Origin of the sequence: Paraburkholderia sejongensis (assembly GCF_020880815.1) — a bacterium.
Taxonomy (GTDB): Bacteria; Pseudomonadota; Gammaproteobacteria; order Burkholderiales; family Burkholderiaceae; genus Paraburkholderia; species Paraburkholderia sejongensis.
The window spans coordinates 71,627-97,276 of the sequence record NZ_JAJITD010000013.1 but is presented as its reverse complement, the minus strand read 5'-3'; the positions used below and the strand labels follow the sequence as shown (position 1 = coordinate 97,276).

The window sequence follows — 25,650 nt, the reverse complement described above, 5'->3', positions numbered from 1 at the left end:
CGAAATCCGTTTATTGACTTTTTTGTGCTTCTGTAAGCTGTGCACTACCAAGCTCAGCCGTGCCCTTCACTGCGCTGCCGAAGTCGTTCAATACCGCATACGAAACCGTTGCAGGCGCCTTGATATCCAGCTTGCCGGTTTCCGGAAGGAGATCGACGTATCCGAACGGAGGTGCCATGTCTGGCCGCAGCGCGACCTTCTGGCTTCCCGCCTCGACGGTCGCGCTCCCGAATGAAACGTAGTAAGGCGAAGGATTCTCGACCCGGATAACGCGCTCGCCGTGTCCGCTCGATTGGACGTGCCATGTCAATTGCGAGCGAGCCGCGGTGGGATCGTCGAGCAACGATGCGGGCCGATAGAACATCTTGATCCGCGTGCGGAACGCAAGCTGAATCATGTTGCGATCTTCGACGTTGGCCGGTTTCGGCGGAATTTCCAGCACATTTAGCCAATAGACAGACTCGCGGTCTGTCGGCATGTCACCGCCCGCGAACATGATGCGCAACGCCTGACCGCGATGAGGCTCCACGCGAAACACCGACGGCAACAGCGTGAACGGGACCTTGATTTCGTTCGGCGCGGCCGTGGCATCGCCGTCGTCCAGCCACGCCTGAACCAGCGCGGGCCGGCTATCGGCGTTGTTCAGTCGAACATTGACTTCGCGGTTCTGTGCCGGGTAGATGACCCGCGTACCGGTGATGGTGACGGCAGCCTGTGCAGCAAACGTAACCACGCTGCAGATAACCGCCGCCACCCAAAGAATAGGGAACTTCATTGAACGCATTCGCCCCTCCAGGCTCGCTGAATTGCGAGCATGTGCGTCGGGTTGCCCTCCCACAACGAAGGGCAACCCTCTACCACTCAGCTTCGGATTCGCTTACTGGTATGCCAACGTGTAGCGGACGATGGCCGTCACCTTACCGGCCGTGGTTGCATCCGTTGCGTAGTACTGACCGCCGTAGCTCATCGTTGCTTCGCCGTTCTGGATCGGCACGGCCGTACCCGTGCTGCCGAGCAGAAGCGCGTTCGTGCCGTCCCGATCGAGCAACTGCACCTCGACGTTCTTGGCCGCATCAGCCTCGGGAGCCTGATTGATCGCGTTGCGCGTATCCGGGTTCATGTTCGTGGTCTCGAAGTGCGCCGCGACACTGGTCAGTTCCGACGGGCAAGCCGACACCGAGATGTCGAACATGGTCGAACCGGCCGTTTGGCCTGCAGCGGCCAGCGACTGCGTCGACAGGGTCGGCAGCATCACCGTCTTGTCTTCGTCGCCCGTGTTGATCTGGCAGGTCTCACTCGTCAGTTGGCCGTTGAACGTGACTTGCCCGGTGCCCGGCGCCGATTGTGCAAAAACCATCGGTGCGACGGACACGCCCATCAGCGCGATCATCAAATGCGAAATTTGCTTTTTCATGAATCATTCCTCTTCTGTTTCAAACTATTAACCTTTGTAAAGCCGGTGCATCCAGCAATCTCCAAGGCAGAGAAATGATGTCATCGACGCGAATCGCTGTTAATGGGCCGATACCCAAAATGCAAGACCATTTAAGCTAAGCGCCCAACGAAGAAAGCAAACAGAGAATTGATCTCAAAAACGTATTCTCAAAAATACGACCGCCGGGAAGCGCGACCGTAACCAGCGCGCAACGGTCCGAACGAACCAGAACAATGCTACGAGCAGTGCCACTCGCGCATGATGGTCACGAGTTCTATATCGTTTTTTGCGCCGAGCTTCTTCATGCCTGCGTTTTTCTGATTGCTGACCGTCTTCGGACTGCGCTTGAGCCTGGCGGCGATAGCGCTAATCGACATGCCGTCGCAGATCATGCGAACCACGGTGGCCTCCTTCTCCGACAAAGCGCCCGGGGTGGCGCCCGTTTCCGTAGTCAGCGCGTTCGACTGCAGCACCTTGTCCATCAACGATTCGGGCACGTAGACGCTCTGGTTTCTGGCAGTGCGGACCGCTGTCGGCAGATTGACGAAGCCCTCCTGCCCTTTACCGATAAAGCCGGCCGCCCCCGCATTGAGCGCGGCCGAAACAATATAGGGAGACGAATGGGAACTCAGAAATACGACTCGTGTGGCGGGTGCGACTCGCCGGATCCGGTCGAGGAGACCGAGACCGTCGGCGTAGGGATCACCTTCGAATTCGTAGTCGCATACGAGCACTTCGACCGGCACTTCGTCCAGCAGATCGAGCAACTGCTGAATACTTTCTGTCTTGAAGCAGACCTCGATGTCCGGACACTTCAGAAGCAGATGTTCGACGCCCAGCAGAATAAATGGGTGATCGTCGGCAAGACCTACTCTTAACTTTCTCACACATGCTCCACAGCCACACTGGCAAGACTGTCCGCACCAGCAAAGCCGGCCGCGACGTCCCTGCCACATTTCGAAAACAATTTCACTTCGTCTGACGCAAGATCTACAAGCTCGGTGACGCCTATCTGACGTTAATAAACAAACTCGTTGTGGTGATTTCCAATTCAACGAAAAGTCGATGGATAGAAAGGAATATAAAAATATCTTTTGGATGTTGTCACGGAACCAACCGCAATCACACTCGATTGGCGATCGCGGGTTCGACGAGAGGCGCACGATGCAATACGCCCGTCGCGAAGGAACTCGGGTTGTTCTGGGATCGCGCCGGCATGAAGTGCCAGCCGGAATATCCCGATACCAGATAGTGACCTATGCGGTGTCGCACCGCACTCAGACCGCTTTGGGAGGGCCTATTTCGTTCACGACGAATTCGGACGAGGCGATCGACGCCGACGGCATGACCAATCCGGTCTCCATTCCATAACGCACCAGATCAGCATCGCGGTCGATGCCTAGCTTGAGCATCGCCGCGCCTTTTTGCGTACTGATCGTTTTCTTGCTCCGGCGCAGCAGCGTGGCAATTTCCGTAACCGACATACCCGAGACGTAGAAGCGCACGACTTCCAGTTCGCGCCTGGTCAAGGGTGCGCCCGTCACGTTACCGCGCGCCCCGAGCTTGAGCGAATCCGCAATCGCCACCATGCGCGGCGATAAATAGCGGCCATTAGCATAGGCGGCGTGTACGGCTATCGTCAGATTGCTGATCGGATCGGCTTTGCTGAAGACGCAGATATTGCCGCCATGCATCAATACCCGTAACACCACCGGATTTTCCATCATGCTCAGTACGACGATCTTCAGATTCGGATATTGCTCGCGGATGAACGAAAAGAGCGCCAGTCCATCACCATGCGCGCCGCCGGGCATCACGTAGTCCGATACCAGCACATCGCAAGGCAACGTGCCCAACGCCTCCATCAGCTCGCCGGAATTCGACGCGGTGCCGACAACGGAAATCGTATTGCTTCTTTCGAGTTCGTACCTGACGCCTTCGAGGATCACCGGATGATCGTCGGCGACGATGACTCGGATTTGAGATGAAGTCATGATAGTTTTCCATAATCACGGCGATTGAAATCGTTCGGAAAACACTACCCTGCGCGCCGGTGACCCAAGACCGGTCCGACCGGAATTGCAGCGCGCTGCCATGTTACTGACAGCAGTGCAGGAGACGCCGCAACAGGTTCGCAAGGTGAATTTTCGGCTGAACACTTCTGAGGCCGTGCCCAACGGGCAATGGCGTGACAAGGAATTTAGACATAGTCGCGGCTGCCGATAATAGGCATAGTCCTAGAAAACACTGATAACTTCGAAAATAGGACTAGGACTACTTTGACGATTTGGAGCGGGACACTTGCGGGTTACGGCGCGCTAAATGTTTGCGCCGTCGAACCGCGGTGGGGGAGAGGACGGTCATGCATGGTCGTCCGGCTGCAAGCCATCCACGCGGCTCGAGCCAGACGAACACTCATCTAAAAAAGTACCGCGTGCGACGCTCTGTTAATGCGATAAGGCTAGTTGCTGCCCCGGCTACTGAATTCCTTGCGCACCGCGACGCGGTTAATCACCGACTGCACGCCGGACACGCCCTTCGCCACACTGGCCGCGAGTTCGACTTGCTCGGCGGTCGGCACGCTCCCCGTCAGCGTCACCACGCCGTTGCTCGCGCGAACAGTGACATTGCTCGCGCGCAGCCCCTGGTTCTTCGCAGCCCTGAACGCGCGGCGCACATCCCGCGCGAGTTGCCGGTTGGCCGTCCTGATCTCGGCGGTGCTTTGCGATGCTGACACCGGCGGCTCAGCCGCCCGGGCCGATCCGGTCGTCTGCGGTTGCGCGTGAGCATTCAGGCAACCGAGCACGAGTGCCGTCGCGCCCGCGAGCTTGATTAATTTGTGTACGTTCATTGGTTCTCCTATTGTCTGTGGCCGGGCGCATCGGCGATGAGCCCGGCGGTTAATCGGTAATGCGCTCGTCGAATGCAATCAGCGCCGCGAAGCTCACTGCACTGCATGCCGCCATGTACCACACCGGCGCATAGGCGCTGCCCGTTGCGCCGATCAGCCACGTCACCGCGAACGGCGCGAAACCGCCGAACAGCGTCACGCCGACGCTATAGATAATGCCGAGCGACCGCCCGCGCATCTCGCGCGGAAAGCCCTCGAGCAGCAGCAGGAAGCCGGCCGGATTCGCGACGACCCACAGCCCGATCAGCAACGCGACCGCTGCGAGAATCGGCACCAGCGACGCCGCATGCAGCATCAGCGCGAAAGCCGGATAGAGCGCGACCAGGGTCGCGACGGCCGTCGCGTACAGGATCGGCTTGCGCGAGCCCAGCCGGTCGGTCAGCTTGCCGCAAAACGGCGACGCCACGGTCAGGATGAGTCCGGCGAGACCGCTCGGCAAAAACGCCGCCGCGCCCGCTGCATGGGTGAAACGCGTGAGCCACGACGGCAGATAAAACACGAGGATGTACATCGACGACGTACTGCCGACCATCAGCAGCGTGCCGAGCACGATCCGCCGCACGTCGTAGCGCGCCGGCACGGCAGCCCGCTCGCGGCTCTGCGGCGCTGCGTGCAACGTCTCATGAAGATGGCTGCGAATGTACAGCCCGACCGGGCCGATCAGCAGACCCGCCAGAAACGGCACGCGCCAGCCCCAGCTTTCGAGCGCGGCGGGCGTCAGCACATGCGTGAGCAACATCCCGCACAGCGCGCCGGCGAGCGCCGACGCGCCCTGGCTCGCGAGTTGCCAACTGACCAGATAGCCGCGCGTGCCGGGCGCGGCCGACTCCATCAGGAACGTTGTCGCTGCGCCGACTTCGCCGCCCGCCGAGAAGCCCTGGATCAGACGGGCTGCGATGATCAGCAGCGGCGCGGCGATGCCGATTTGCGCGTAGGTCGGCGCGAGACCGATGATCGCCGTGCCGAGCGCCATCATCAGAATGGTCAGCGTCATCGCGGCCTTGCGCCCGCGCCGGTCCGCATACGTGCCGATCACAATTCCGCCGAGCGGCCGCACGACGAAACCGGCGCCGAAGGTCGCTAACGACAGCAACAGCGGCCCGTACGAACCGCCGACCGGAAAGAACAGCTTGCCGATCAGCGCCGCAAAAAAGCTGTAGACGGTGAAGTCGAAGAATTCGAGCGCGTTGCCGAGCGAGGTCGCGAGAATGACCCGGCGGCGGCTCGGCGCCGCGGCCGACGCCGGGCTCGATGCGGCATGCGACGCGACGGCATCGCGCGATCGGGTAACCGGTGGACAAATAGTTGGCTTCATGCGAGTGACTCTTCAGATGCGGACAAAAGTGCGCAGCACAGCTGGGCCTGCGCCGCGCCAGGTCCGCGTTGCAACCCGGACTCAGAACAGGTGATAGATGCCGACCGACGCCGTCATCGGCGTGGTGCCAAGCTCAGGCGACGCCGAGCCGGTCTGCAACGGCAACGGATTGCTGTTCAGGATCACGGTCGAGATGCCGTAGTTGCGGATGAAACCCGCGCGCGCATACAGCGACGTGCGCTTGGACAGCGAGTAGTCGTAGCCGAGCATCACGCCGAGCGCCGAATCCTTCGCCGGATCGCCGGCGGCGTCGTGCACGCCCGAGGTATCGCGGTAGACCACCGACGCGCGCACCGCATGGCGGCCCCACGGCACCGTCGCGCCGAGCAGATACGAACGCGCGATGCCGTTGCCCTCGAGCTTCGGCGCGACCTGCGAGAACGCGGCCGACAGCACGTACGAACCGACGTCGTAAATCGCGGACACCCCGTAGATGTCGTTGCGCACGGTCTGCAAGCCGGCCGCGGTCTGGACCTCCGGACTCCACACACGGTTGTACGCGCCCGCCAGATACAGCGTGCCATTGGTCCACGACGCCACCACGCCCTGATTCGACGCATTCGGCGAGACGCCCGCCTGGTTGGTGAACGCGTACATGAAGGTCGCACCGAAGCCCATCACGCGCGGCGTGGTCCACGACACCGCGTTGCTCTCGCGCACCAGCACCTGACTCGAACCCGGCCCGAGGTCCGCGTTGTAGCCGACGCCCCTGGCGGTCTGCACCGCGCCGCCGGCGAGCCACGTGACGACCGAGTTGGTCGTCACTTCGCCGAACGGGTCGATGAATTGCGGCAGGTTCGCGGTCGGCTGCAGGCCGAAGCGCAGCGCGCCCCATCGCGCCGAGTTCAGGCCGACCCACGCGGCGCGATCGAACAGCGTGTTGCTGGTGCCGAACGCGCCGTTGTTCGCGGTAAAGCTGTTCTCGAGGTTGAATTCCGCCTTCAGACCGCCGCCGAGATCCTCCCGCCCGAAGACGCCGAACTGCGATGTATGGACGCCGCCGCTCTGGGTTTGCCAGCGCGCGTTGCCGCCGACGCTCTGGAAGTTCAGTCCCATGTCGACCGCGCCGTACAGCGACACGCCGTTCTGCTGGACCGCGCTTTGCATCGTCGGCCACTCGGACAGCGACTGCTGGAGATACGAATCGGCCCATGCCGCGTGCGACATCAGCGCCACAGCCGCGGCGCAAACGGTCTTTTTATATTTCATTTGAATCCCCGATATGGACGTAATCTGGCCGCCGGCACGGCGGCATGCCGGCCGGCGAAAAGCGGATTGGCGAAATTCAGGCGCTCAGATATTGCTCGACGAGCGTGGCCCAGTAGGCGACGCCGATCGGCAGCGCCTGGTCGTTGAAGTCGTAGCCGGGGTTGTGGATCATGCAACTGCCGTGACCCTCGTGACCGTTGCCGAGTGCGACGTAGCAGCCCGGCACTTTCTCGAGCATCCACGAGAAATCCTCGCCGCCCATCATGCCCGGCGGCAGCGGCAGGATGTTCTGCGCGCCGACCACCGCGGCGACCGCCGCGCGGGCGCGTTCGGTCTCCTGCGGAGTATTCATCAGCACCCGCGTGACCCGCTGGTAGTCGATCTGCGCGCCGACCCCGAAGCTGGCCGCCTGGCTTTCGACGATCTCGCGCAGCCGCGTTTCGATCAGCTTCTGCACGTCGGTGCTGAGCGTGCGCACGGTCAGCAGGATCGTCGCGGTATTCGGCACGACGTTGTGCGCGGTGCCGGCCTGGATCGCGCCGACCGTCAGCACCGCGGCGTCCGCCGGCGGCACGTTGCGCGCGACGATCGTCTGCAGCGCCATCACGATGCTCGCCGCCGCGACCACCGGATCGCGACCCAGGTGCGGCATCGCCGCGTGCATGCCCCTGCCGGTCAGCGTGACCGTCACCATGTCGGACGATGCGGCCATCGCGCCCTGCTGCACGATGAACATGCCGACCGGCACGCCCGGTGCGTTGTGCAACGCATACACCGCATCGCACGGGAAGCGCTCGAACAGGCCCTCTTCCATCATCCGCACCGCGCCGCCCTGTCCTTCTTCGGCCGGCTGGAAAATCAGGTTCAGCGTGCCGTCGAAGCGGCGCGTTTGTGCGAAATAATGCGCGGCGGCCAGCAGGATCGCGGTGTGACCGTCGTGGCCGCACGCGTGCATCTTGCCGTGGACCTTGCTCGCGTAAGGCAGGCCGGTGTCCTCGATGATCGGCAGCGCGTCCATGTCCGCGCGAATGCCGATCGTGCGGGTGCCGTTGCCGACTTTCAGACGGCCGACCACGCCGGTGCCGCCGATACCCTCGGTGACCTCGTAGCCCCAGGCCTTCAGCCGTTCGGCGACCAGCCGGCTGGTTTGGATTTCCTCGAATCCCAATTCCGGATGAGCATGAATGCGGCGGCGTAATTCGACGAATTCGGCCGCCTGTTCGCTAATCTCGGGATGAATATTGATGTTATCGGCCAACGCCCTTTCTCCTTGGTCTGTCTCTCTGTGATGCCGCGCGGGGCAAGGGCCCGGCGCGAATTGAGAGCCAGTCTACGAGAGCGGCGGCGAATTAAAACATGATAAAGTTTTATGCCCATAACCATTGGTTATGGTATTTACCCTAGGGTGATAAAGGCAATGGCAATCAAGCTTCATCAATTGCGCGCGCTGGTGGCGGTCGCGGATCACGGCACGATCGTCGGTGCGTCGCGCGCGCTGTTCGTCAGTCAGCCGGCGGTCACCAAGGCGATCCGCGAGCTGGAAACCGATATCGGCATGTCGCTGTTCGGCCGCAGCACGAATGGCGTCGCACTCACGCGCACCGGGGAATCGTTGTTGCGGCATGCGCGGCTGATCGTCGGCGAACTGGGCCGTGCGGAACAGCAGATGGCGATGGAGCGCGGCGCGCAGGAAGGTCGCGTGACGATCGGCCTGACGCCGCTCGCGGCACTCACATTGCTGCCCGACGCGTACGCGCGTTTTCGTCACGATATGCCGCAAATTACGGTGGAATTCCTCGAATACAGCGCGGTAAAATTGCAGGACCAGCTACGTCAGGGCGCGCTCGATTTCGCGGTCGCTTCAGCGGCCGAAGCCGTGATCGATCCGTCGGTCCAATGCACAGAACTCCTGACTTTCCCGCTGCAGTTCACGGTGCGAGCGAACGGCGCGCTCGCCAACGCCAACTCGCTCGTTGATCTGTGCGACGCCGAATGGATACACGCCGACACGACCGACGAATATCCGCAATATGTGGTCAATCTGTTCGAGCGTCAGGGCCTGCCGGCGCCGCGCCGGATTACGCGCTGCACGTCGCAATCGCTGATGTACAGCCTCGCGATCAGCATCGACGCGGTCATGGCGTGGGCATCGCACACGCTCGAGGTGGTCAACCTGACCGGGCATCTGAAGAAGCTGGATTTCGTCGAGACCTCGCGACGTGCGCAGTTGCATCTGATGCAGCGCGAAGGCGCGATTCTCACGCGGCCCGCCGAATACTTCATTCGCTGTATTCACCGCGCGGCGATTATGTGACGCAGTCGAGAGGACGAGCCGCAACGCGAACCGTCAGCCCGATTCCTTCCGCTCCGGTGGTTGCCGCGGGCGCTCCGCCGCCTGATCTCCCTGCTGTACCGGTTCGCGCGTACAGGCGTCGGCGGGGGTGACAGAACGCACGTCGTCGCGGCAACACGCATAGACCGGAAAACCGTATGCGTTCGTCCCGACGATGGTGGTTGGCCCATGCAGCGGGCACACCGCTTTCATCGCGCCTCCCGAAACATATGGATCAAGTAAGTTCATCGTACTCGTCGCCGAGCCGGCGCGCTTGATCGCCATGGCCGCGCTATTCATATGAAGATGAATCGAAAGAGTGTCGCCCCAACGATCGACGCGTTCATAACCGCTGCGAGAGCGTGACCCGCGCCACCAAGCGGGTATTTATCCGAATGTCCGGCTTCATTTTGGCGTGTGGAAATGCTTACAGGGGAAGTCGCGCATGTTCGAACCGAAAACATGTCTACGCAAATCTTTTCGTGCAATCGCCGCGGCATCCCTCACCTGAGCGGCCGGTCCGGTACCACGCTTTCGTTGCAGCAGTCCCCGCGCAGTGGCACCAGAGGCGGCTCGCACGACCCACCGATAACCTCATGCCTGACGGCAAACTGGAGATAACATGCGTGTCGCGAAGATCCTCCGTCCTATCGCAGTTGCGGTCGTCTCACTCGTCGCTATGGCACCGCTCGCGTCGCGCGCGGATACGGTCGTAAAAATCGGCTTTGCCGCGCCGCTCACCGGACCCAACGCCAACTACGGCAAGGATCTGGAAAATGGCGTGAAAATGGCGCTCGACGACGCGAAAGCGCAAGGCGTCAAAATCAACGGCCAGCCTGTTTCGTTTCAACTGATCGCGCAGGACGACCAGGCCGACCCGCGCATCGGCGTGCAGGTCGCGCAAAAACTCGTCGACGAAAACGTGGCCGTCGTCGTCGGACACTTCAACTCGGGGACGACCATTCCCGCTTCCAACCTGTACGAAAAAGCGGGCTTGCCGGTCATCGATCCGGCCGCCACCAATCCGACCATCAGCGGTCGCGGCTTCAAGAACATCTTCATGGTCATTTCGAGCGACGCACAGAACGCCGGCACGGCCGGCGCGTATGCGGTCGAGACGACGAAGGCGAAACGCATCGCGGTGATCGACGACCGCACGGCCTTCGGTCAGGGCGAAGCCGACGAGTTCGTCAAAGCGGTCAAAGCGCACGGGGGCAACATCATCGATCACGAATACACGACGAATCAGGCGACGGACTTCAAGACGCAGCTTACGAATCTCAAAGCCAAGAACCCCGATGTGATTTTCGTCGGCGCGCTCAATCCGCAGGCGGCCGGCATCATGAAGCAGATGAACCAGCTCGGCATCAAGGCGCAGTACGTGGGGGGCGGCGGCGTCAAGGACATCGATTTCATCAAGCTCGCGGGCGACGTGTCCGAAGGCGCGATGGCATGGGAGTATGGTCGTCCGCTCGACAGCACGCCCGTCGGTGCGAAGTTCGCCGATCGCTTCAAGCAGAAGTTCGGCGAGGATGTCCTCTCGTATGCGCCGTTCGGCTATGACGCGACGTGGGCAGCCATCAAGGCGATGCAGGCCGCCAATTCGACGAATCCTGACGACTACCGGCCGAAGCTGCAGAGCATCAGCTTCGACGGCATCACCGGCCATATCGAATTCAACCCGGACGGCTCGTTGAAGAACGGCTCATCGACGGTCTATCAGGTGAAGAACGGCCAATGGGTGACGGTCAAAACGGTGAGCGGGCTCTGAGCGAATCCGTCACGACGTTCTCGTTTCCGCCCTTCTGAGTTGTTGCGTGAGAGCGGCCCCGGACGCGGGCCGCTCGCGCTATCGAAATCGCAGCGGCTTTGTCCGTCCTGCTAGTCGGCATTGCGGACACACACCGAACAACACCTGCTGCTGCGCCGACACCTCGAAGTCGAAGCGTTCGGCGACGTCCCGCTGCCGCGTGCGAATCTCGTCGTCGAAGAACTCCTGGATGTCGCCGCAGCCAGTGCAGACGAGATGCTCGTGCTGCTTGCCGTCGTTCAGTTCGTACACCATGCGTCCTTCGCCGAGCGCGATGCTGCTCAGCAAGCCGCTTTCGACCAGCAGTCCGAGCACGCGGTAAAGCGTCCCCAGACTCACGTTTCGCGTGTCGCCGTTCAGGCGCTTGTAAAGCTGTTCCGCGCTGAAGTGCTCGCGCGCGTGCTGATGAAAAAACTCGAGCACGAGCACGCGTGGCAGCGTGGTGCGCAAATCGGCTCGCTCGAGGATCCGGTGAATGTTCATGGGGTGGTGGCAACGCTGGACGAACGGCCGAACCGCGGCCGCGACGCGCCGATGCGGGCGATGCGACGGGTGCTCGGAGCGGCCTTCACCCTGCATCGCGGGACGAGCGGGGAGAGAGCGAGAACTATGGGGGGAGCGTGCTTAAGACAGGCTTAAGGCCAGCAACGAATCACGGCGGCGTCACGTCGCAAAGTACCTCCGCACCAATTCCGCCGACGCCACCAGCGCGGCCGCCAGCACGACCGCAAACAAACCGCGCTCGAGCAGCGTAAATACCTGCCGCCGCCCCTTGCGCCGCTCAGCCAGATAGAACCACGCGGTGGCCGCCATATAAAGCACGGTCGACATCAACAGATAGTGCAGCCCGCCCGCGTACACGAGAAATAGCGCATACGCACAGCCGGCCAGCGCGAGCATGAAATCGATGCGCCGCGCCCACGACTGCCCCGCGTACGACTCGCCGCTCGATGCGAGCTTGAGCCCGTAGCCGGCAACCAGCAGATACGGAATCAGGTTCATCGAGGTCGTGAGTTCCTTCGCGAGCGTGAACGCCTCTTTCGAAAATAGCGTGATGATCAGAAACACCTGAATCACCAGGCTCGTCATCCACATCGCGGCGACCGGCACGTGATTGCGGTTCTCCCTGCCGAGAAACGCCGGCATCGTGCGGCTCTTGCCGGCGGCATGGAGAATTTCCGCCGCGAGCAGCGTCCACGCGAGGTAGGAGCCGAGCACCGACAGCAGCAGGCCGAGCTTGACCACCACCGCGCCCCAGCCGCCGACCGCGGCGCTCAGCACCCCGGCCAGCGACGGATTTTTCAGCGCCCCCATCTGCTCGCGCGGCAGCACGCCATACGACAGCAGCGTGACGATCACCATCAGCGCGAGCACGCACAGAAAGCCGAGCACCGTCGCGACACCGACGTCGCGGCGCTCGCGCGCATGGCGGGAATAGACGCTCGCGCCCTCGACGCCGAGAAACACGAACGCGGTGCCGAGCATCGTCTTGCGCACTTCGCCGAACAGACCGACGGTCGATGGATCGGGAGCGGTCCACAGATTGTCGATGAACAGATCCCACTTGACGCCGGACAACACGAGCACCGAGAACAGCCCGAGCGCGAGCAGTTTCGCGACCGTCATCGACGCATTCAGAATCGACGTGCCCTTCACGCCACGCAGAATCAGGAAATGAAATATCCAGATCAATGCCGACGAGCTGACGATCGCGCTCAGCGTATTGCCGGCGCCGAACGCGGGCACGACGATCGCGAGCGCCGACTTGATCAGCACCAGATAAGCGACGTTGCCGAGACAGCTGGCGCACCAGTAGCCGAACGCCGACAGGAAACCGGTATAGCGGCCGAAGCCGACCCGCGCATAGGTATAGACGCCGACGTCGAGTTCGGGCTTGCGCCAGGCGAGCCGTTGAAAGATCAGCGCGAGCGTCAGCATGCCGGTGCCGGTGATCGTCCAGCCGATCAGCGAACCGACCACACCGGTATAACGGCCGAGCGACTGCGGCAGCGAAAACACCCCGACTCCGACCATCGAGCCGACCACCATCGCCATGAGCCCCGGCGCTGAAAGTCTGACGCGCTTGTCCATCGTGCGAACGCTCAGATGACGATGGTCCCGGTCGCGAGACCGATCAGCGCGGCCAACGCACCGCAGGCCGCGACCGCGAAGATGACCCACTCGACTTTCGAAAACACGCGCTGGCCGCGCTCGCGTTTAGCCAGCACATAAAGCACTGTGCCGGGCGTATAGAGGAGTGCGGACAACATCAGGAATTTCGGGCCGCCCGCGAACAGCAAAAACGCGGTGTACAGGGTCGCGAAGATCGCGACGAAATACTCTTTGCGCAGCGCACCGTTCGCCGCGCCGCCGCCCTGCTCGCGATCGCGACGCGCGGCCTTGATTCCATACGCGGCCACGAGGAAGTAAGGGATCAGCGCCATCGAACTGGTGAGGTTGAGCATCAGCGCAAAGGCGTCGGTCGACCAGTACGTGCTGATCACGAACAGCTGCACGACGGTGCTGGTCAGCCAGATCGCGGCGACCGGCAACTTGCGTTCGTTCTGCCGCGAGAACACGCGCGGCATCGTCTCGAGACGCGCGGCGGCGAACAGCACTTCCGCGCAGATCAGCGACCACGCGAGGTACGCGCCGAGAATCGACACGATCAGGCCCGCGCTGATGAAGATGACGCCGAACGGACCGAGCAGCGCGCCGAGCACCGCGGCCATCGACGGTTGCCGCATCAGCGCGATGTCGGCGCGCGGCAGCGTCGCATAGGGCAGCAACGTCACAAGCACCAGCAGACACAGCACCGCGACGAAGCCAGTGATGGTCGCCACGCCGACGTCCGAGCGTTTTTTCGCATAGCGCGAGTACACGCTCGCGCCCTCGATGCCGACGAACACGAACACGGTGACGAGCATCGTCGCGCGCACTTGCGAAAAGAGGCCGGTGCTGAATGCGTCGCTGCCTTCCCACAAATTCGCGCGGAACATGTCGATGCGAAACAGCACGATCAGAATGATGATGAACAGCACGATCGGGATCACCTTCGCGACCGTGACGATCGTGTTGATCATCGTGGCCTGCTGCACGCCGCGCAGCATCACCAGATGGAACAGCCAGATCCCGACCGACGACACGATGATCGCGGTCGCCGTATTGCCGTTGCCGAAGACCGGTACGAACGCGCCGAGCGTCGACTTGATCAGCACCCAGTACGACACGTTGCCGAAGCAGCCTGCCATCCAGTAACCGAATGCGGACAGAAAGCCCGCATAGTCGCCGAAGCCCGCGCGCGCATAAGCGAATACGCCGGCGTCGAGCTCGGGGCGCCGTTCGGCGAGTGCCTGGAACACCCGCGCCAACGCATACATACCGATGCCCGCGATACACCACGCGATGATCGCGCCGAACGGTCCGGTTGCGCGCGCGAAATTACGCGGCAGCGAGAAAATCCCTGCGCCCACCATCGAGCCGACGACCATCGCGGTCAACGCGGGCAACGACAATTTGGTCTCGGTCTGAGTTGCCATTGTTTACCATTCTGAAAAGTAAGTTTTATCCGGAAAGCAACCGCAACACGCCTGCAATACCTAACGCCAGCCTGACGGCCATCATAAATTATCTTCCCCGCGGTGACATCAAAACGACCTCGATAAAGCGCGTTTAAACGGTCGATACACGCGCTAACTCGCGCGCTATTGGCCGTTGTGAACCGCATGCGGATTTGACAAGCGAGTCAAATCCTCTATCCTCGACAACGGGTTAATCGTCGTCTTACGATACGTACCCGTTGCATGCTTCGAGCAGAGTGTTAAAGTGGGCGCTGCGTGCAACGTACATGCGCTTTGCCGCCGGCGGGAAAGAATATCTTTGCCTGACTATGTCATCCGTAAGTCAGTCGCGCGGCGGCATTGGAATCGCGCGGAAATGTGAAGGTATATTCCTGAGCATTCCGACAACCCCGTCAGGCAATAGCCGGGGGGCGCGGTCACAAAAACATCTGTTCAGCAACTCCGTAAAGTAATTAGTGGTATTAACTGGTGGAGTCTAAATGATGGCACGTACTACTCTTGGAATCGCTTCTGCATTGGTCGTCTTCAGTGTTCTCGCTGCCGGACCGGCACTCGCGCAGCAGCCGGCCCAGCCGGACGCCGGTGCCGCGCCCCCCGCGGGCGCCGCACCGGCTGCTGGCGCAAATACAACGCATAGCGACCCGATCGTTCAGAAACGGATGGAAGTGCGCGAGGCGAACAAAAAGCAACGCGCGGCGAACGCCGAGGCTCGGGCGAAAATGAAGGAGTCACAGCGGCAGGCCCGCGAACAGCGCAACCAGTCGGTTTCGGAATCGCGTCAGCGCGCGACGGCGACGATGTCGGCGTCCGCGCCTCAATAAGCGGACATCGTCGGGGCTTCCCGCGCCGGCGCGACGTCGCCGGCGTGATTGCGTACTGTTGGGTTTCCGCTTGCGCCCCGACCGCGGCCCGACTGCCGGAGCAAATAGCAAAAACGCCGTCGCCGCAATCTAGCGGTGACGGCGTTTTTATTTAGGCATCCGGTCTTATTTGGCGTTCTCGGCGGCTTGCTGTGAAGCCGGCGCCGGTCCGCTTGCGGTCGCGGGCGCCGGTTCCGCGGGCGCTTGCCCGTTCGCAGCCACCGGAGGATTCGCGAGCCAGCCGCCGCCCATCGCCCGGAACAACGCGAACTGCGCCTGCAATTTTCCAACCTGCTCCCTGACCTGCGACGACTGGCTTTCCAGCAACGCAACCCGCACCTGATCGATATCGAGGCGACCGGTATCGCCGACTTCATAGCGGCGCTGCACCTGGCCTAGCTGCGTCGTGCGTCGCGTGACTTCTTCGTCACGTGCCTTGAATAGCTCGTCCTGGCGGTTCAAGCGTGCCAACGCGCGTTCGACGTCGTAGAACGCGCCGAGCGCCGCCTTTTCATACGCGAAGTTCGCCTGCTGCGCCTGCGCATCCGACGACTCCACTTGCGAGCGCCGCGCGCCGAAGTCGATCAGCGGCATCGCCATCGCCGCGCCGAACAGCCAGAACGTGCTCGGCCCCAGACTCTGACCGGCGATCTCCCAGCCATTGCGCGCGAGCAACGCGCTCAGCGACACGGTCGGCCAGTAATTGAGACGCGCGACGTCCGACTGCCGGACCGCCGCGTTCAGACGCGCCTGCGCGGCGATCAGGTCCGGCCTGCGCATCAGCAGGTCGACCGGCTGGCCCGGCTCGATGCCCGGCAGCGCCGCCATCAATGTATCGCTGTCGTCGAGGACTCCTGCGAATTCCTCCGGCTGCACGCCGCACAGATTCTGCAAATTGAGGCGCGCCTGCGCGATGCCGTTCTCCACTTCCTGCAAGCGCGCTTCGACCTGCGCGCGGCCGGCGCGCGCCGCTTCGATATCGGTGCTGAGCACGAGCCCCGCGGTGAAACTCTTCTCCGCGATATTGACGAAATCGTCCGCGATCGCGTGACTTTGCAGCAGGATCGTGCGTTGTCGCAGCAGCCCGCGATACGTGACGTACAGATCGGCGACACCCGACACCACGCTCAGACGCACCGCTTCCGCATCGCCCGCGGCCGCGCGGGTCTGCTCGCGGGACGCCGACAGTCGGGCCCGGCCGCGCCCGAACAGATCGACCTCCCATTGCGCCTGCAGGCCGACGCGCCAGAACTGCGCGTCGGTATTGTTGATGCCGAGTATTTCCTCGAACTCGAGCTGCGTTTCGCCGCCGTGATAGCGCGCGGCGCTCACGCCGACACCGACCGACGGCAGCAACTGCGAGCGAGCCGCGCGAATGCCGGCCTGCACCTGGTCTACGCGCGCGAACGCGGTGGCAATGTCGAAGTTGCGGGCCAGCGCAAGTTCGATCAGCCGGTTCAGCGTCGGATCGTTGTACTGGGTCCACCATGTCGCCAGATCCTGCGCGGACATCGGCGTCGCCGCGGTGCTTTGCGCCTGCGAATATTGCGGCGCGAACTCGGCCGGCTTCTCGAGCTGCAGCGATCCGGTGCAGCCGGCTTCGAGCAGCAGGGCCGCGATCGCAAAGAGGTAAGGACGCGCGCGGATCATTTTTCCTCCGGGTGTTGGCCCGGCTCCCATTCCGACTGCCTGATCGAAAACAGCATCGAGTACAGCGCCGGTACCGCGACCAACGTCAGCACGGTGGCAAAAGCCAGGCCCGCCATGATCGTGATCGCCATGTCCTTGAAGAAAGGATCCCATAACAACGGCGCCATCCCGAGCGCGGTCGTGCCGCCGCCGAGGACCACCGGCCGCAGCCGGCTCATCGCACCCTGGGTCACCGCCTGCATGCGCGGCACGCCCGCGGCGATCTGGCTGTCCATCTCTTCGACGAGCACGACGCCGTTCTTGATCAGCATCCCAAACAAACTCAGGAGCCCGAGCAGCGCCATGAAGCCGAATGCGCCGCGAAACAGCAGCAGACCGAGCGTCACGCCGCAGATCGACATCGGCACGACGAGCAGCACGACGAGCGCCGGCCTCAGGCGTCCGAACATCATCAACACGATCAGCGCCATCGCGATGAAACCGAGCGGCAACTGCCGGAACAGGCTCTCCTGCGCACGGGTCGACGATTCGTGCTCGCCGCCCCATTCGAAGCTGTAGCCGGGTGGCAGTTTGATGTTCTCGATGCCAGGACGGATGCGGTTGAACGCGTCGACACTATTCTGGCCATAGACCGGATTGGCCGACACAGTCAGCGTGCGAATCCGGTTCTCGCGCGCGATCTGGCCTTCCTCGGTGCCGACCGTGAAGCTGCCCACCACGTCGCCGAGCGGCACGTAACGGCGCAGCCCCGCGCTGAATACCTGGAGGTCCTGAAGACCGGCCACGCCGCGCGTATAGTCGGGCGAGCGGAGTACGATCGGCAGCAGCTGATCGCCCTCGCGATAGATACCGGCGCGCAGGCCTTCGGTCGCATAAGCCATCGTGTCGGTGACCTGCCGGCGCGTGACGCCCAGCGAACGCGCGCGCGATTCGTCGAATTGCGGCCGCACGATGCTGATCGGATTCTCCCAGTCGTCGCGAATCGCGATGATGCGGCCGTCGGCCGTCAGCACCTTCTGCGCTTCCTGCGACAGGCGGCGCAGCTCCGCCGGATCGGGTCCGGAGAAACGCGCCTGAATGGCCGCGCCACCGCCAGGACCGAAGTTCGGCCGCGTGACGGTCCAGTGCTGTTCGGGGAAGCGCTTTTTCAGATCCGCTTCGATTTCGGGCAGCATGTGATCGATCAGACTCTGATCCTTCGCGCCGACGATGAACTGCGCATACGACGGATCGCGCGTCTCCGGATCGTAGACGAGGAAGAAACGCGTCGCGCCCGAGCCGATATAGGTCTGCACATTGACGACGTCCTCATGCTTGAGCAGCACCTTCTCGACTTCGCGGCTCCTTTCGACGACCGCGCGAATATCGGCGCCGCGTGGCAGGCGCATATCGACATAAAAGATCGGCGTGGTCGACGCGGGGAAGAAGCTCTGTTCGACGAAACGGAACGCCCAGCCGGCAAGCACCGTCATCGCGACGAGGCCGATCACCACGATTACGCGCCGGCGGGTGACCCATGACAACAGCTCGCCATAGCGCTTGTACAGTTTCGACTTGAACGGGTCTTCATCGATGATGTCCGCGGGTTTGAACAGATACGTGCCGAACAGCGGCGTCAGCGCGATCGCGATCACCCAGCTAAATAGCAGCGAAATGGCAGCCACGGCGAACAGCGACGCGCAGAACTCGCCGACCGAATCCGGCGACAGGCCGATGCCCGAGAAAGCCAGAATCCCGACGATGGTCGACGCGAGCAGCAACCATTGGCTCTGCTTGAGAATTTCGGTCGCCGCCTGCAGATGCGACATGCCGCGCTGGACCTTCACGAGCATGCCCTCGACCACCACGATGCTGTTGTCGGTCAGCATCCCCATCACGATGATCAGCGCGCCGAGCGAGATGCGCTGCAACTCGATGCCCGCCGCGTACATGATCAGCAGCGTACCGAGGATCGACAGGAACAGCTCGACGCCGAGCACGACGCCCGCGCGCCAGCCGAGCGCGATGCCCAGCGCGACACCGACGATCGCCACCGACAGGAACACGTCGAAAATGAACCCTCGCACGCTCTCGTCGACGACCTGCGGCTGATCGTAGAGCGAATGAAGCTTCATACCGATCGGGCGATCGCGTTCCAGTTCGGCGAGTTTCGCCTTGATGTCCGCGCCGACTCGCACCACGTTCACGCGCGGTCTCGCGCTAATGCCGATCGTGACCGCCGGCTGACCATTGTAGTGAATCACCTGATTCGGAATCGTCGCGTAGCCGTGGCTCACGCGCCCGATGTCGCCGAGCAGCAGCGGTCCGCCTGCATTGCCGACCGGCAGCGAGCGGATCGCCTGTAACGAATCGAGTGAGCCGGTCGGCGCGATCCGCAACGACAGATCGCCGACGCGTTCGCGGCCCGCGGGACGTACCTCGTTTTGCAGGAACAGCGTCTGCGCGAGATCGTCGGTGGACAGATTGTTGGCGATCAGTTGCGACTGGTCGACGTCGACCGAGATCTGCTCCTGCTGGTTGCCGGCGATCACGATGTCCGACACGTCGTCGAGCGTCAGCAACTGGCGGCGCAGTTCGCGCGCATATTCATACAGCTGCGCCTGCGTATAGCCCTCGCCGGTCAGCGCATAGAACATCCCGTAGACGTCGCCGAAACGGTCGAGCACGAGTGTCGGGCCCGCGCCCGGCGGCAAGCGGATCTGCGCATCCGATACCGTCTTGCGCAACTCGTCCCACACTTGCGGCAGTTGTGCCGACGTGTACTGATCGCGGATCTGCACGCGCACTTCCGAGTACCCCGGCGTCGAACGCGAATTCAGTTTTTCGACCTGCGGCATCTGTTGAATCGCGCTTTCGATCCGGTCCGTCACTTCCTGCTCGACCTCGTGCGCGCTCGCGCCCGGATAGAGCGTGACGACGACCGCGGTCTTGATCGTGAACTTCGGGTCTTCGAGCCGGCCGATGTTGAGGTACGCGAAGATGCCGCCCAACAGCGAGATCAGCGTCAGCACCCACGCGATCAGCGGCTTTTCGATAAGAGGGCGGGCGAGGTTCATTGAGGTGCATCCATCGGACGGACTGCCATTCCCTCTTTCATGAACTGCGAGCCGCCTGCCACCACGCGGTCGCCCTCCGCCACCGCGCCGCTGACGACCGCGTCGTCATTGCGGATTTCGCGCACGTTGACCGGCACCGCGTGCACGCGACCGGACGCGGCATCGTAGCGCCACAGACTGCGCTGACCGTCGGCGCCGATCGACAGCGCCGCGATCGGAATCGCGTAGTAACTGTTGTCGCGCTGCGCGACCTGCCGCGCGGTATCGGAAATCTGCACGCGCAATGCCATGCCGGGGAACAGCAACGCGCTTTGCTGGCCCTGCACCGAGAACACCAGTCGATAGCCGCCGGAAGTCGGCGTGCTCTGCGTGGTCCGTTCGCGGAACACCAGCGGAAAGCGCTCGGTGGGCCGCTCGGGCAGCCAGGCTTCGGCACGCAGCGTCTTGTCGACCAGCAGGCGCTCGGCAAGGCTCTGAGGTAGATCGACGCCGATATCGACGCGGCCGACGTTTTCGAAATTGAAGGCGGGCGCCCCCGCCTGCACCATCTGCTGGACTTCGATGTTGCGGCGAGCGACCCGGCCGTCGAACGGCGCGACCAGACGGGTGTTGCGCAGGTCGCGGCTCGCCAGATCGCGGGCCGCGCGCGCGGCGTCGGCGGCTGCCGATAACTGGTCATAGCCGGCCTGCGACAGAATCCCGTCCTTGCGCAATACCGCCTGACGCTTCAGGTTGTCGGCGAGCTGCTGGTACTGCGCATTCGCGCGTTGCAGCTGCAGCGCGTAGGGTTCCTCATCGATCCGCGCGATCAGCTGACCGCGTTTGACCGCCGCGCCTTCGAGCACCGCAATCTGCACGACGCGGCCCGGCACTTCGAACGCGAGCGGCGAAATGCTGGTCTGCTCGACGCGGCCGGTGAAAATACGGATCGCAGAGGCATCGGCCGGTTCGAGCCGGGTCAGCTGCACAGCCGGCCGCGTATCGGCGCTCACCGTTTCGGTCTGGCGTTGGCACGCGGCCAGGGACAGCGCAACTACACAACAGAGCAATGCGGCGCCGGCCAGTCGGGGAACCGGCGCTGCAGCGAAGCGGTTTGCATTCATGACGTTCTCGGCTGACTACTGGCGCAACCCGGGTCGAACGCGCGGCCACACTGCACCTGACGGTTGCGCGCTGGCGCCGCTTAACAGGTTGCTCAGGACTTCATAGGGTTCCGTTGCAGCGGCGCCGTGAGCGCGTTCGCTGCAACATCCAAAGCCATTCCGATTCAGAGGCTTGCCTGCGCCCTCTTATCATCCCGGCACCGTCGATCAAACGCTGTATTGGAAGTTACGGTGATTTGCCGGTTGGCACTTGCGCAGCGCGAAGCAGTGTTTTCATGCTCGTTCCTCGTGTTCCAGATTCATTCCCTGTTCGTTGGCGTAACCAGTCGAACTGGCAGGCCACTTGCTCTCCGGACAACGACTCAGAGGATTAGCTATTTGGGTTAAAGGACAATGACTGCAACGGCAATACGCGTATTGGCATTCCGACTCCGCTTATCAGGCATCCGGTCATGCGGACGATCCGTTGGCTCGCGCCGAACCGACAGTCAGTCCGCTTAAGCTTCGATAAGCGGTATCGCCACGACATCAATAAGCGGAGCACTCGTGTCACGTGTACGTCACCGTCCCCTCGCAGAGTTCATTAGCGGCATGATGGCCGATCAATGCACGCGCCGTCAATTGCTGTGGATGCCAACCAACGGAAGAAGATTTATTCCATGTTTTTCTGACGTCCATCGTCGAAAAGACCGGGGTGCCTATTCCGCTTTGCCAAGCAGCGCTTTGATGCGGTAATCGCTATATGTTTAAAGGAATCGCGCTTCGTCTATGGCGAACACAGTTGAATTGCTATTCGGCCAACTTTCATCCGGCATTCGATCCACGGCGCCCGCCTTTGCTGTCCTTGCGCAAGCAATTGGCCACGCGTACAGTACTCGGCGAATCGAGCCATTCCTTTGGACTCGCTTGTCCCCTACGGCTGGTTGCGGCACATAAGTCGAATCGGCGCGCGACGGCCGCCGGCCGCAGCCGCGCCACAGTCGGCCGGCCACGCAAAGCTCCGCGCAATCGGCGGGTTTCTTCCGGTCATTCAGCGATGACAAGGGCCCACAGCACGATGACTGACTGCACGGCAGCGCGTAAGACTGAACCATGCGCTGCGCGCCGGAATATACGTCGCGCGACCGGGGCCATCGCATGATGACGCGCGCGTGCCGGCTATCGATTCCTCGCGGTCTGACGCTCGCGCTGGTCGCGCTCAGTATGCTATCCGGCTGCGCGATGGTGACCGTCAGCTCGCTCGGCCCCGAGCAGTACATCGCAATGCGGCGCGGCGATATTCTGTCCACCGGCCGGCTCAGCGCGGCGACGCGCGACACGCTGCACGTGGCCGCACTCGACGAGAACACCTGTCAGCGCGCGCCGCTCGACTGCATCCATACCATTTCGAGCCTCGGCGCGATCAACACCGATCGCCGGCTCGCGAGCCTCGCCGAGTTGTCGCTGCAAATGGCCATTAACAACACACCGGCCAATGCGACCGAATGGAGCGACGCGCAATTCGATCTGTGGCTCAGAGCCGTGCGATTTTCCTATGCGTTCCTGTTCCTCGGTCAACGCACCGCCGGCGAGCGCGCGTTCGAGGATCGGCAAACCCAGGTGCGCGACTACTATAACTATGCGGCGCAGGAACTCGCCCGGGCGCTGTTCGTGCACGGCGCGCTGCATACCGACGCCGGCAGCGACGAGCCGGGCACGCAGCTGATCGCGGGCTGGAGCATCCATATCGATCTGAGCCGGGTGCGTTTGCCGGAAGGCGTGCGCGAACCGCGTGAGGTGATCCCCGCATCGCGCCTGTCGTTCGCGGGAATCCGCAGCATCTACCGGCGCGATGGCCTTGGCGCGGAACTCGTCGCTGTCATGAACGTGGCGCCGCCCGAACAGCCTGGCGAAGTCGATGGCAATGCGGCGGACGCGCAGCGCAGCGAGATCCGTGCCGACGCCGCAGCCGGTACTGACGCCGACGCCGGCGGCAATATGCGCGGCAGCACAGATGCGCAGGCCGCGGCCGGCATGTCGCCGCGCGGCGGTGCGCGGCCGAAGCGGCCCGCGCGGGTGACGCAGTTTTTCAGCGAAATGCCGTCGCCCAACGTGACCGCGCTGATCGGCTTCAGCGAAGATTCGCTCGAACAGGTGCTCGCGTCGCACGACGTCGTGTTGTCGGTCTACGATCCGTATCGCGAAGAGAGCGTGCAACGGCATGGCCAGACTGTGCCGCTCGCGGCGAACTTCAGCGCGGGCTACGGTATCTGGCTCGCCCGCTCGGGCTTTGCCGGTCAGTCGCTGCGCACGTTGTTCGGACGCGCGCGGGGGATCGATAGTCCGCGCATCTATATGATGCAGCCGTACGATCCGAATCGCCGGATCATCCTGATGCTGCATGGTCTCGCGAGCAGTCCGGAGGCATGGGTCAACGTCGCCAACGAAATTCAGGGCGACGAACTATTGCGCCAGCATTTTCAGGTGTGGCAGGTCTACTACCCGACCAACGTGCCGATTCTGGTCAACCTCGCGCGCATCCGGCGCGCCGCGCAACAGACGCTCGCGCACTTCGATCCGTATGGCTCGGCACCCGCGTCGCATGGGATGGTGCTGATCGGGCATAGCATGGGCGGGGTGTTGGCGCGACTGCTGGTGTCGAGTTCCGGCGACGAACTGTGGAGTGCATTCAAGGACGCGTACGTGCCTGAAGGGGCGGACGTCGATCGCGATGAAGAGCGGCTCAATCGGCTGCTGAGCTTTACGCCGATGCCGCAGGTCGAACGCGCGATCTTCATCGCCGCGCCGCATCGAGGCACGCCGTTCGCGAGCAACCGTTTGTCGCGTTGGGCCGCGAACCTTGTGCGCTTGCCGCTCGCGCTGCTCAATGAAATCGAAGACGTGCTGCAGACCGCGACCGACATCGATTCGCAGGGCACGACACTGCACGTGCCGAACAGCATCGAGCAATTGCGCGAGAGCGACCCGATGATCCGGGCGACCTCGCAACTGCCGATCAGTCCGCAAGTGTGCTTTCACTCGATCATCGCGCGACGCCGCGAGAACGGCCCGCTCGACGATTCCAACGACGGGGTGGTGCCTTTCCACAGCGCGCACCTCGCGGGCGCGCTTTCAGAGAAAGTGATCGTGGCCGGGCATAGCGTGCAGGAAACGCCGCAGGCGATTCTCGAAATCCGGCGGATCCTGCACGAGGACATCGAGCAGGTCGATCTGCGGGGTGAGGTTTGCGGGGAAGCGGGGGTTGGGACATAAATGCGCGGATGGGCGTGGAAATGTCTTGGAAACCCGTGTTCGGGCGCGTTAATTTATTTGCTACAAATTACGTATTGAATGCTACGTGTTGCGTAGCTGTGTGCGGGCGGATGCGTTTAAGACTCGAGGTTGTGCGAGTGAGCCCGATTTTTGGGTAGATACCGCCCTTTTTCGTGGAACATTGGCTATAAATTTTTTAAATTTTGTTTAGAAACATTGGGTTACGACCGAATGCTGATGTGCTTTGATGTTTCACGGCGAAAAAATAGGCAGATTCGCTTTGGGGTAGAGCGTTATTGCGCTGGAGCGGGAAGTAGCGAGGTAATTTGTTTTCTATAAGGATGGCAGCTAAGGTTTTGTTATGTCCCCGTTTATCGGCTGACATCCGCTGTGATCGATCCTCACCTTCTCCGGTCGTCGATATGTGGGACTTGTCACGCTGAGCCGATGAGTACGCGTGGCGTTTTTTCGCGCGACGGTCAGCGCGATGGCTTGCAGGGGTGAGTTGCGGACGACCATTCGCGACAGATGCTCAAGACCCACACCTCGCCTACACTCTCTCCTTTCTTTTCGATATCGGCTTGCGGTTCGCCCCAAATGATGTCGCGATGGTTGCGGTGTAGCGCGGCGGCTGCGACTGCTTTGTTGAAGAGAAGCGGCTGCGCGACCGGATAACACGCGCGCCGAGACACGGACATGCTCCTGGAGGGAGCGGCGCCGCTGCTCAAGACGGCCGCCAGTACGCGTCCCAAACTATCCCCGATCTTTAACCCCGCCAGTCGCGCGACGCTGGCTGACCTTTCAAGAGGATCGGCCATTGGTCAGGCGTTGATGAACGGCAGCCGTGGAACGCGCGGGCCGCATTGGATCAGTCATCGCTGGCGGGACGGCGGAGCGGTTACCTAGCGAGGGTAGATATTCCTAACTGCACCAACCGCGGTGGAAGTGGGTGCCTTGTCACCGAAACTCGCTGGATCCTGAGGCCTTCTCGCGATCGCCTTGATCAAACACGGGCCTCAATCTAGTTCAATTCGGCGCGGTTATTGCGTTGTCACCGCGCCGGTTTCGGGGCCGTG

The 25,650-nt window shown here is 62.4% G+C and carries 19 protein-coding genes; 4 read left to right on the top strand and 15 right to left on the bottom strand.

Going from position 1 to position 25,650, the window contains the following annotated elements:
* Positions 1-10: 10 nt before the first annotated feature.
* The 8 genes from LJ656_RS24150 to LJ656_RS24115 all read right to left on the bottom strand — a co-directional run bounded on the left by LJ656_RS24150 (position 11) and on the right by LJ656_RS24115 (position 8,188).
* A complete protein-coding gene (locus tag LJ656_RS24150; protein ID WP_425605998.1) occupies positions 11-784 on the bottom strand; it encodes a fimbria/pilus periplasmic chaperone in 774 nt (257 codons plus the stop codon).
* Positions 785-877: 93 nt separating this feature from the next.
* On the bottom strand, positions 878-1,414 hold the full coding sequence (locus LJ656_RS24145) for a fimbrial protein (RefSeq protein ID WP_230512037.1): 537 nt from the start codon (positions 1,412-1,414) through the stop codon (positions 878-880).
* Between the two features lie 257 nt (positions 1,415-1,671).
* Positions 1,672-2,322 (bottom strand): response regulator, encoded by a 651-nt coding sequence (locus LJ656_RS24140; RefSeq protein WP_230512036.1) that lies wholly within the window; start codon positions 2,320-2,322, stop codon positions 1,672-1,674.
* Between the two features lie 390 nt (positions 2,323-2,712).
* Complete coding sequence (locus LJ656_RS24135) at positions 2,713-3,429, bottom strand: response regulator (RefSeq protein WP_230512035.1); 717 nt, start codon at positions 3,427-3,429, stop codon at positions 2,713-2,715.
* Positions 3,430-3,896: 467 nt separating this feature from the next.
* Positions 3,897-4,286: a BON domain-containing protein gene (locus LJ656_RS24130; protein ID WP_230512034.1), complete on the bottom strand. Its 390-nt coding sequence runs from the start codon at positions 4,284-4,286 to the stop codon at positions 3,897-3,899.
* Between the two features lie 49 nt (positions 4,287-4,335).
* Entirely contained in the window at positions 4,336-5,661 is a 1,326-nt protein-coding gene (locus tag LJ656_RS24125) for an MFS transporter (protein ID WP_230512033.1), read from the bottom strand.
* Positions 5,662-5,742: 81 nt separating this feature from the next.
* Positions 5,743-6,930, bottom strand: a complete 1,188-nt coding sequence (locus LJ656_RS24120) for a porin (protein WP_230512032.1) — start codon at positions 6,928-6,930, stop codon at positions 5,743-5,745.
* A 76-nt stretch (positions 6,931-7,006) separates the two neighbouring features.
* Positions 7,007-8,188 (bottom strand): M20 aminoacylase family protein, encoded by a 1,182-nt coding sequence (locus tag LJ656_RS24115; protein WP_230512031.1) that lies wholly within the window; start codon positions 8,186-8,188, stop codon positions 7,007-7,009.
* A 111-nt stretch (positions 8,189-8,299) separates the two neighbouring features.
* Here LJ656_RS24115 and LJ656_RS24110 point away from each other — a divergent pair, with 111 nt between their 5' ends.
* Complete coding sequence (locus LJ656_RS24110; protein WP_230512030.1) at positions 8,300-9,244, top strand: LysR substrate-binding domain-containing protein; 945 nt, start codon at positions 8,300-8,302, stop codon at positions 9,242-9,244.
* A 33-nt stretch (positions 9,245-9,277) separates the two neighbouring features.
* On the opposite strand, the gene LJ656_RS24105 is transcribed toward LJ656_RS24110, so the two are convergent.
* The gene (locus tag LJ656_RS24105) at positions 9,278-9,547 is read right to left on the bottom strand and encodes a hypothetical protein (RefSeq protein WP_230512029.1); all 270 of its coding nucleotides are present in this window, start codon (positions 9,545-9,547) and stop codon (positions 9,278-9,280) included.
* A 337-nt stretch (positions 9,548-9,884) separates the two neighbouring features.
* Between LJ656_RS24105 and LJ656_RS24100 the strand changes: the two genes are divergently transcribed.
* Entirely contained in the window at positions 9,885-11,033 is a 1,149-nt protein-coding gene (locus tag LJ656_RS24100) for a branched-chain amino acid ABC transporter substrate-binding protein (RefSeq protein ID WP_230512028.1), read from the top strand.
* A 78-nt stretch (positions 11,034-11,111) separates the two neighbouring features.
* Here LJ656_RS24100 and LJ656_RS24095 read toward each other — a convergent pair whose 3' ends face one another.
* From LJ656_RS24095 to LJ656_RS24085, 3 genes are all read right to left on the bottom strand, one after another.
* Positions 11,112-11,555 carry a Fur family transcriptional regulator gene (locus LJ656_RS24095; protein WP_230512027.1) on the bottom strand — a complete coding sequence of 148 codons (444 nt, stop codon included), beginning with the start codon at positions 11,553-11,555 and terminating at the stop codon, positions 11,112-11,114.
* Between the two features lie 180 nt (positions 11,556-11,735).
* Positions 11,736-13,163 (bottom strand): basic amino acid/polyamine antiporter, encoded by a 1,428-nt coding sequence (locus tag LJ656_RS24090; protein ID WP_230512026.1) that lies wholly within the window; start codon positions 13,161-13,163, stop codon positions 11,736-11,738.
* Positions 13,164-13,174: 11 nt separating this feature from the next.
* Entirely contained in the window at positions 13,175-14,611 is a 1,437-nt protein-coding gene (locus LJ656_RS24085) for a basic amino acid/polyamine antiporter (protein ID WP_230512025.1), read from the bottom strand.
* Positions 14,612-15,132: 521 nt separating this feature from the next.
* Between LJ656_RS24085 and LJ656_RS24080 the strand changes: the two genes are divergently transcribed.
* Complete coding sequence (locus LJ656_RS24080; protein ID WP_230512024.1) at positions 15,133-15,474, top strand: hypothetical protein; 342 nt, start codon at positions 15,133-15,135, stop codon at positions 15,472-15,474.
* A gap of 165 nt (positions 15,475-15,639) precedes the next feature.
* On the opposite strand, the gene LJ656_RS24075 is transcribed toward LJ656_RS24080, so the two are convergent.
* Genes LJ656_RS24075 through LJ656_RS24065 form a run of 3 tightly spaced genes read right to left on the bottom strand, consistent with a single transcriptional unit; the run spans position 15,640 to position 21,211 of the window.
* On the bottom strand, positions 15,640-17,163 hold the full coding sequence (locus LJ656_RS24075; RefSeq protein ID WP_230512023.1) for an efflux transporter outer membrane subunit: 1,524 nt from the start codon (positions 17,161-17,163) through the stop codon (positions 15,640-15,642).
* Entirely contained in the window at positions 17,160-20,219 is a 3,060-nt protein-coding gene (locus tag LJ656_RS24070; protein WP_230512022.1) for an efflux RND transporter permease subunit, read from the bottom strand. The genes LJ656_RS24075 and LJ656_RS24070 overlap by 4 nt, the downstream gene beginning before the upstream one ends.
* Complete coding sequence (locus LJ656_RS24065) at positions 20,216-21,211, bottom strand: efflux RND transporter periplasmic adaptor subunit (protein WP_230512021.1); 996 nt, start codon at positions 21,209-21,211, stop codon at positions 20,216-20,218. Before LJ656_RS24065 ends, LJ656_RS24070 begins: the two co-directional genes overlap by 4 nt.
* A gap of 1,248 nt (positions 21,212-22,459) precedes the next feature.
* Here LJ656_RS24065 and LJ656_RS24060 point away from each other — a divergent pair.
* A complete protein-coding gene (locus LJ656_RS24060; RefSeq protein WP_230512020.1) occupies positions 22,460-24,574 on the top strand; it encodes an esterase/lipase family protein in 2,115 nt (704 codons plus the stop codon).
* The last annotated feature ends 1,076 nt before the right edge of the window (positions 24,575-25,650 follow it).

What these genes read in the sequence shown, in the direction of transcription:
- LJ656_RS24080 (WP_230512024.1), top strand. Translation starts at nt 15,133, where the DNA reads ATGATGGCACGTACTACTCTTGGAATCGCTTCTGCATTGGTCGTCTTC.
- LJ656_RS24120 (WP_230512032.1), bottom strand. Translation starts at nt 6,930, where the DNA reads ATGAAATATAAAAAGACCGTTTGCGCCGCGGCTGTGGCGCTGATGTCG.
- LJ656_RS24135 (WP_230512035.1), bottom strand. Translation starts at nt 3,429, where the DNA reads ATGACTTCATCTCAAATCCGAGTCATCGTCGCCGACGATCATCCGGTG.
- LJ656_RS24095 (WP_230512027.1), bottom strand. Translation starts at nt 11,555, where the DNA reads ATGAACATTCACCGGATCCTCGAGCGAGCCGATTTGCGCACCACGCTG.
- LJ656_RS24110 (WP_230512030.1), top strand. Translation starts at nt 8,300, where the DNA reads ATGCCCATAACCATTGGTTATGGTATTTACCCTAGGGTGATAAAGGCA.
- LJ656_RS24130 (WP_230512034.1), bottom strand. Translation starts at nt 4,286, where the DNA reads ATGAACGTACACAAATTAATCAAGCTCGCGGGCGCGACGGCACTCGTG.
- LJ656_RS24070 (WP_230512022.1), bottom strand. Translation starts at nt 20,219, where the DNA reads ATGAACCTCGCCCGCCCTCTTATCGAAAAGCCGCTGATCGCGTGGGTG.
- LJ656_RS24100 (WP_230512028.1), top strand. Translation starts at nt 9,885, where the DNA reads ATGCGTGTCGCGAAGATCCTCCGTCCTATCGCAGTTGCGGTCGTCTCA.
- LJ656_RS24125 (WP_230512033.1), bottom strand. Translation starts at nt 5,661, where the DNA reads ATGAAGCCAACTATTTGTCCACCGGTTACCCGATCGCGCGATGCCGTC.
- LJ656_RS24105 (WP_230512029.1), bottom strand. Translation starts at nt 9,547, where the DNA reads ATGGCGATCAAGCGCGCCGGCTCGGCGACGAGTACGATGAACTTACTT.
- LJ656_RS24085 (WP_230512025.1), bottom strand. Translation starts at nt 14,611, where the DNA reads ATGGCAACTCAGACCGAGACCAAATTGTCGTTGCCCGCGTTGACCGCG.
- LJ656_RS24060 (WP_230512020.1), top strand. Translation starts at nt 22,460, where the DNA reads ATGATGACGCGCGCGTGCCGGCTATCGATTCCTCGCGGTCTGACGCTC.
- LJ656_RS24145 (WP_230512037.1), bottom strand. Translation starts at nt 1,414, where the DNA reads ATGAAAAAGCAAATTTCGCATTTGATGATCGCGCTGATGGGCGTGTCC.
- LJ656_RS24090 (WP_230512026.1), bottom strand. Translation starts at nt 13,163, where the DNA reads ATGGACAAGCGCGTCAGACTTTCAGCGCCGGGGCTCATGGCGATGGTG.
- LJ656_RS24075 (WP_230512023.1), bottom strand. Translation starts at nt 17,163, where the DNA reads ATGATCCGCGCGCGTCCTTACCTCTTTGCGATCGCGGCCCTGCTGCTC.
- LJ656_RS24150 (WP_425605998.1), bottom strand. Translation starts at nt 784, where the DNA reads ATGCGTTCAATGAAGTTCCCTATTCTTTGGGTGGCGGCGGTTATCTGC.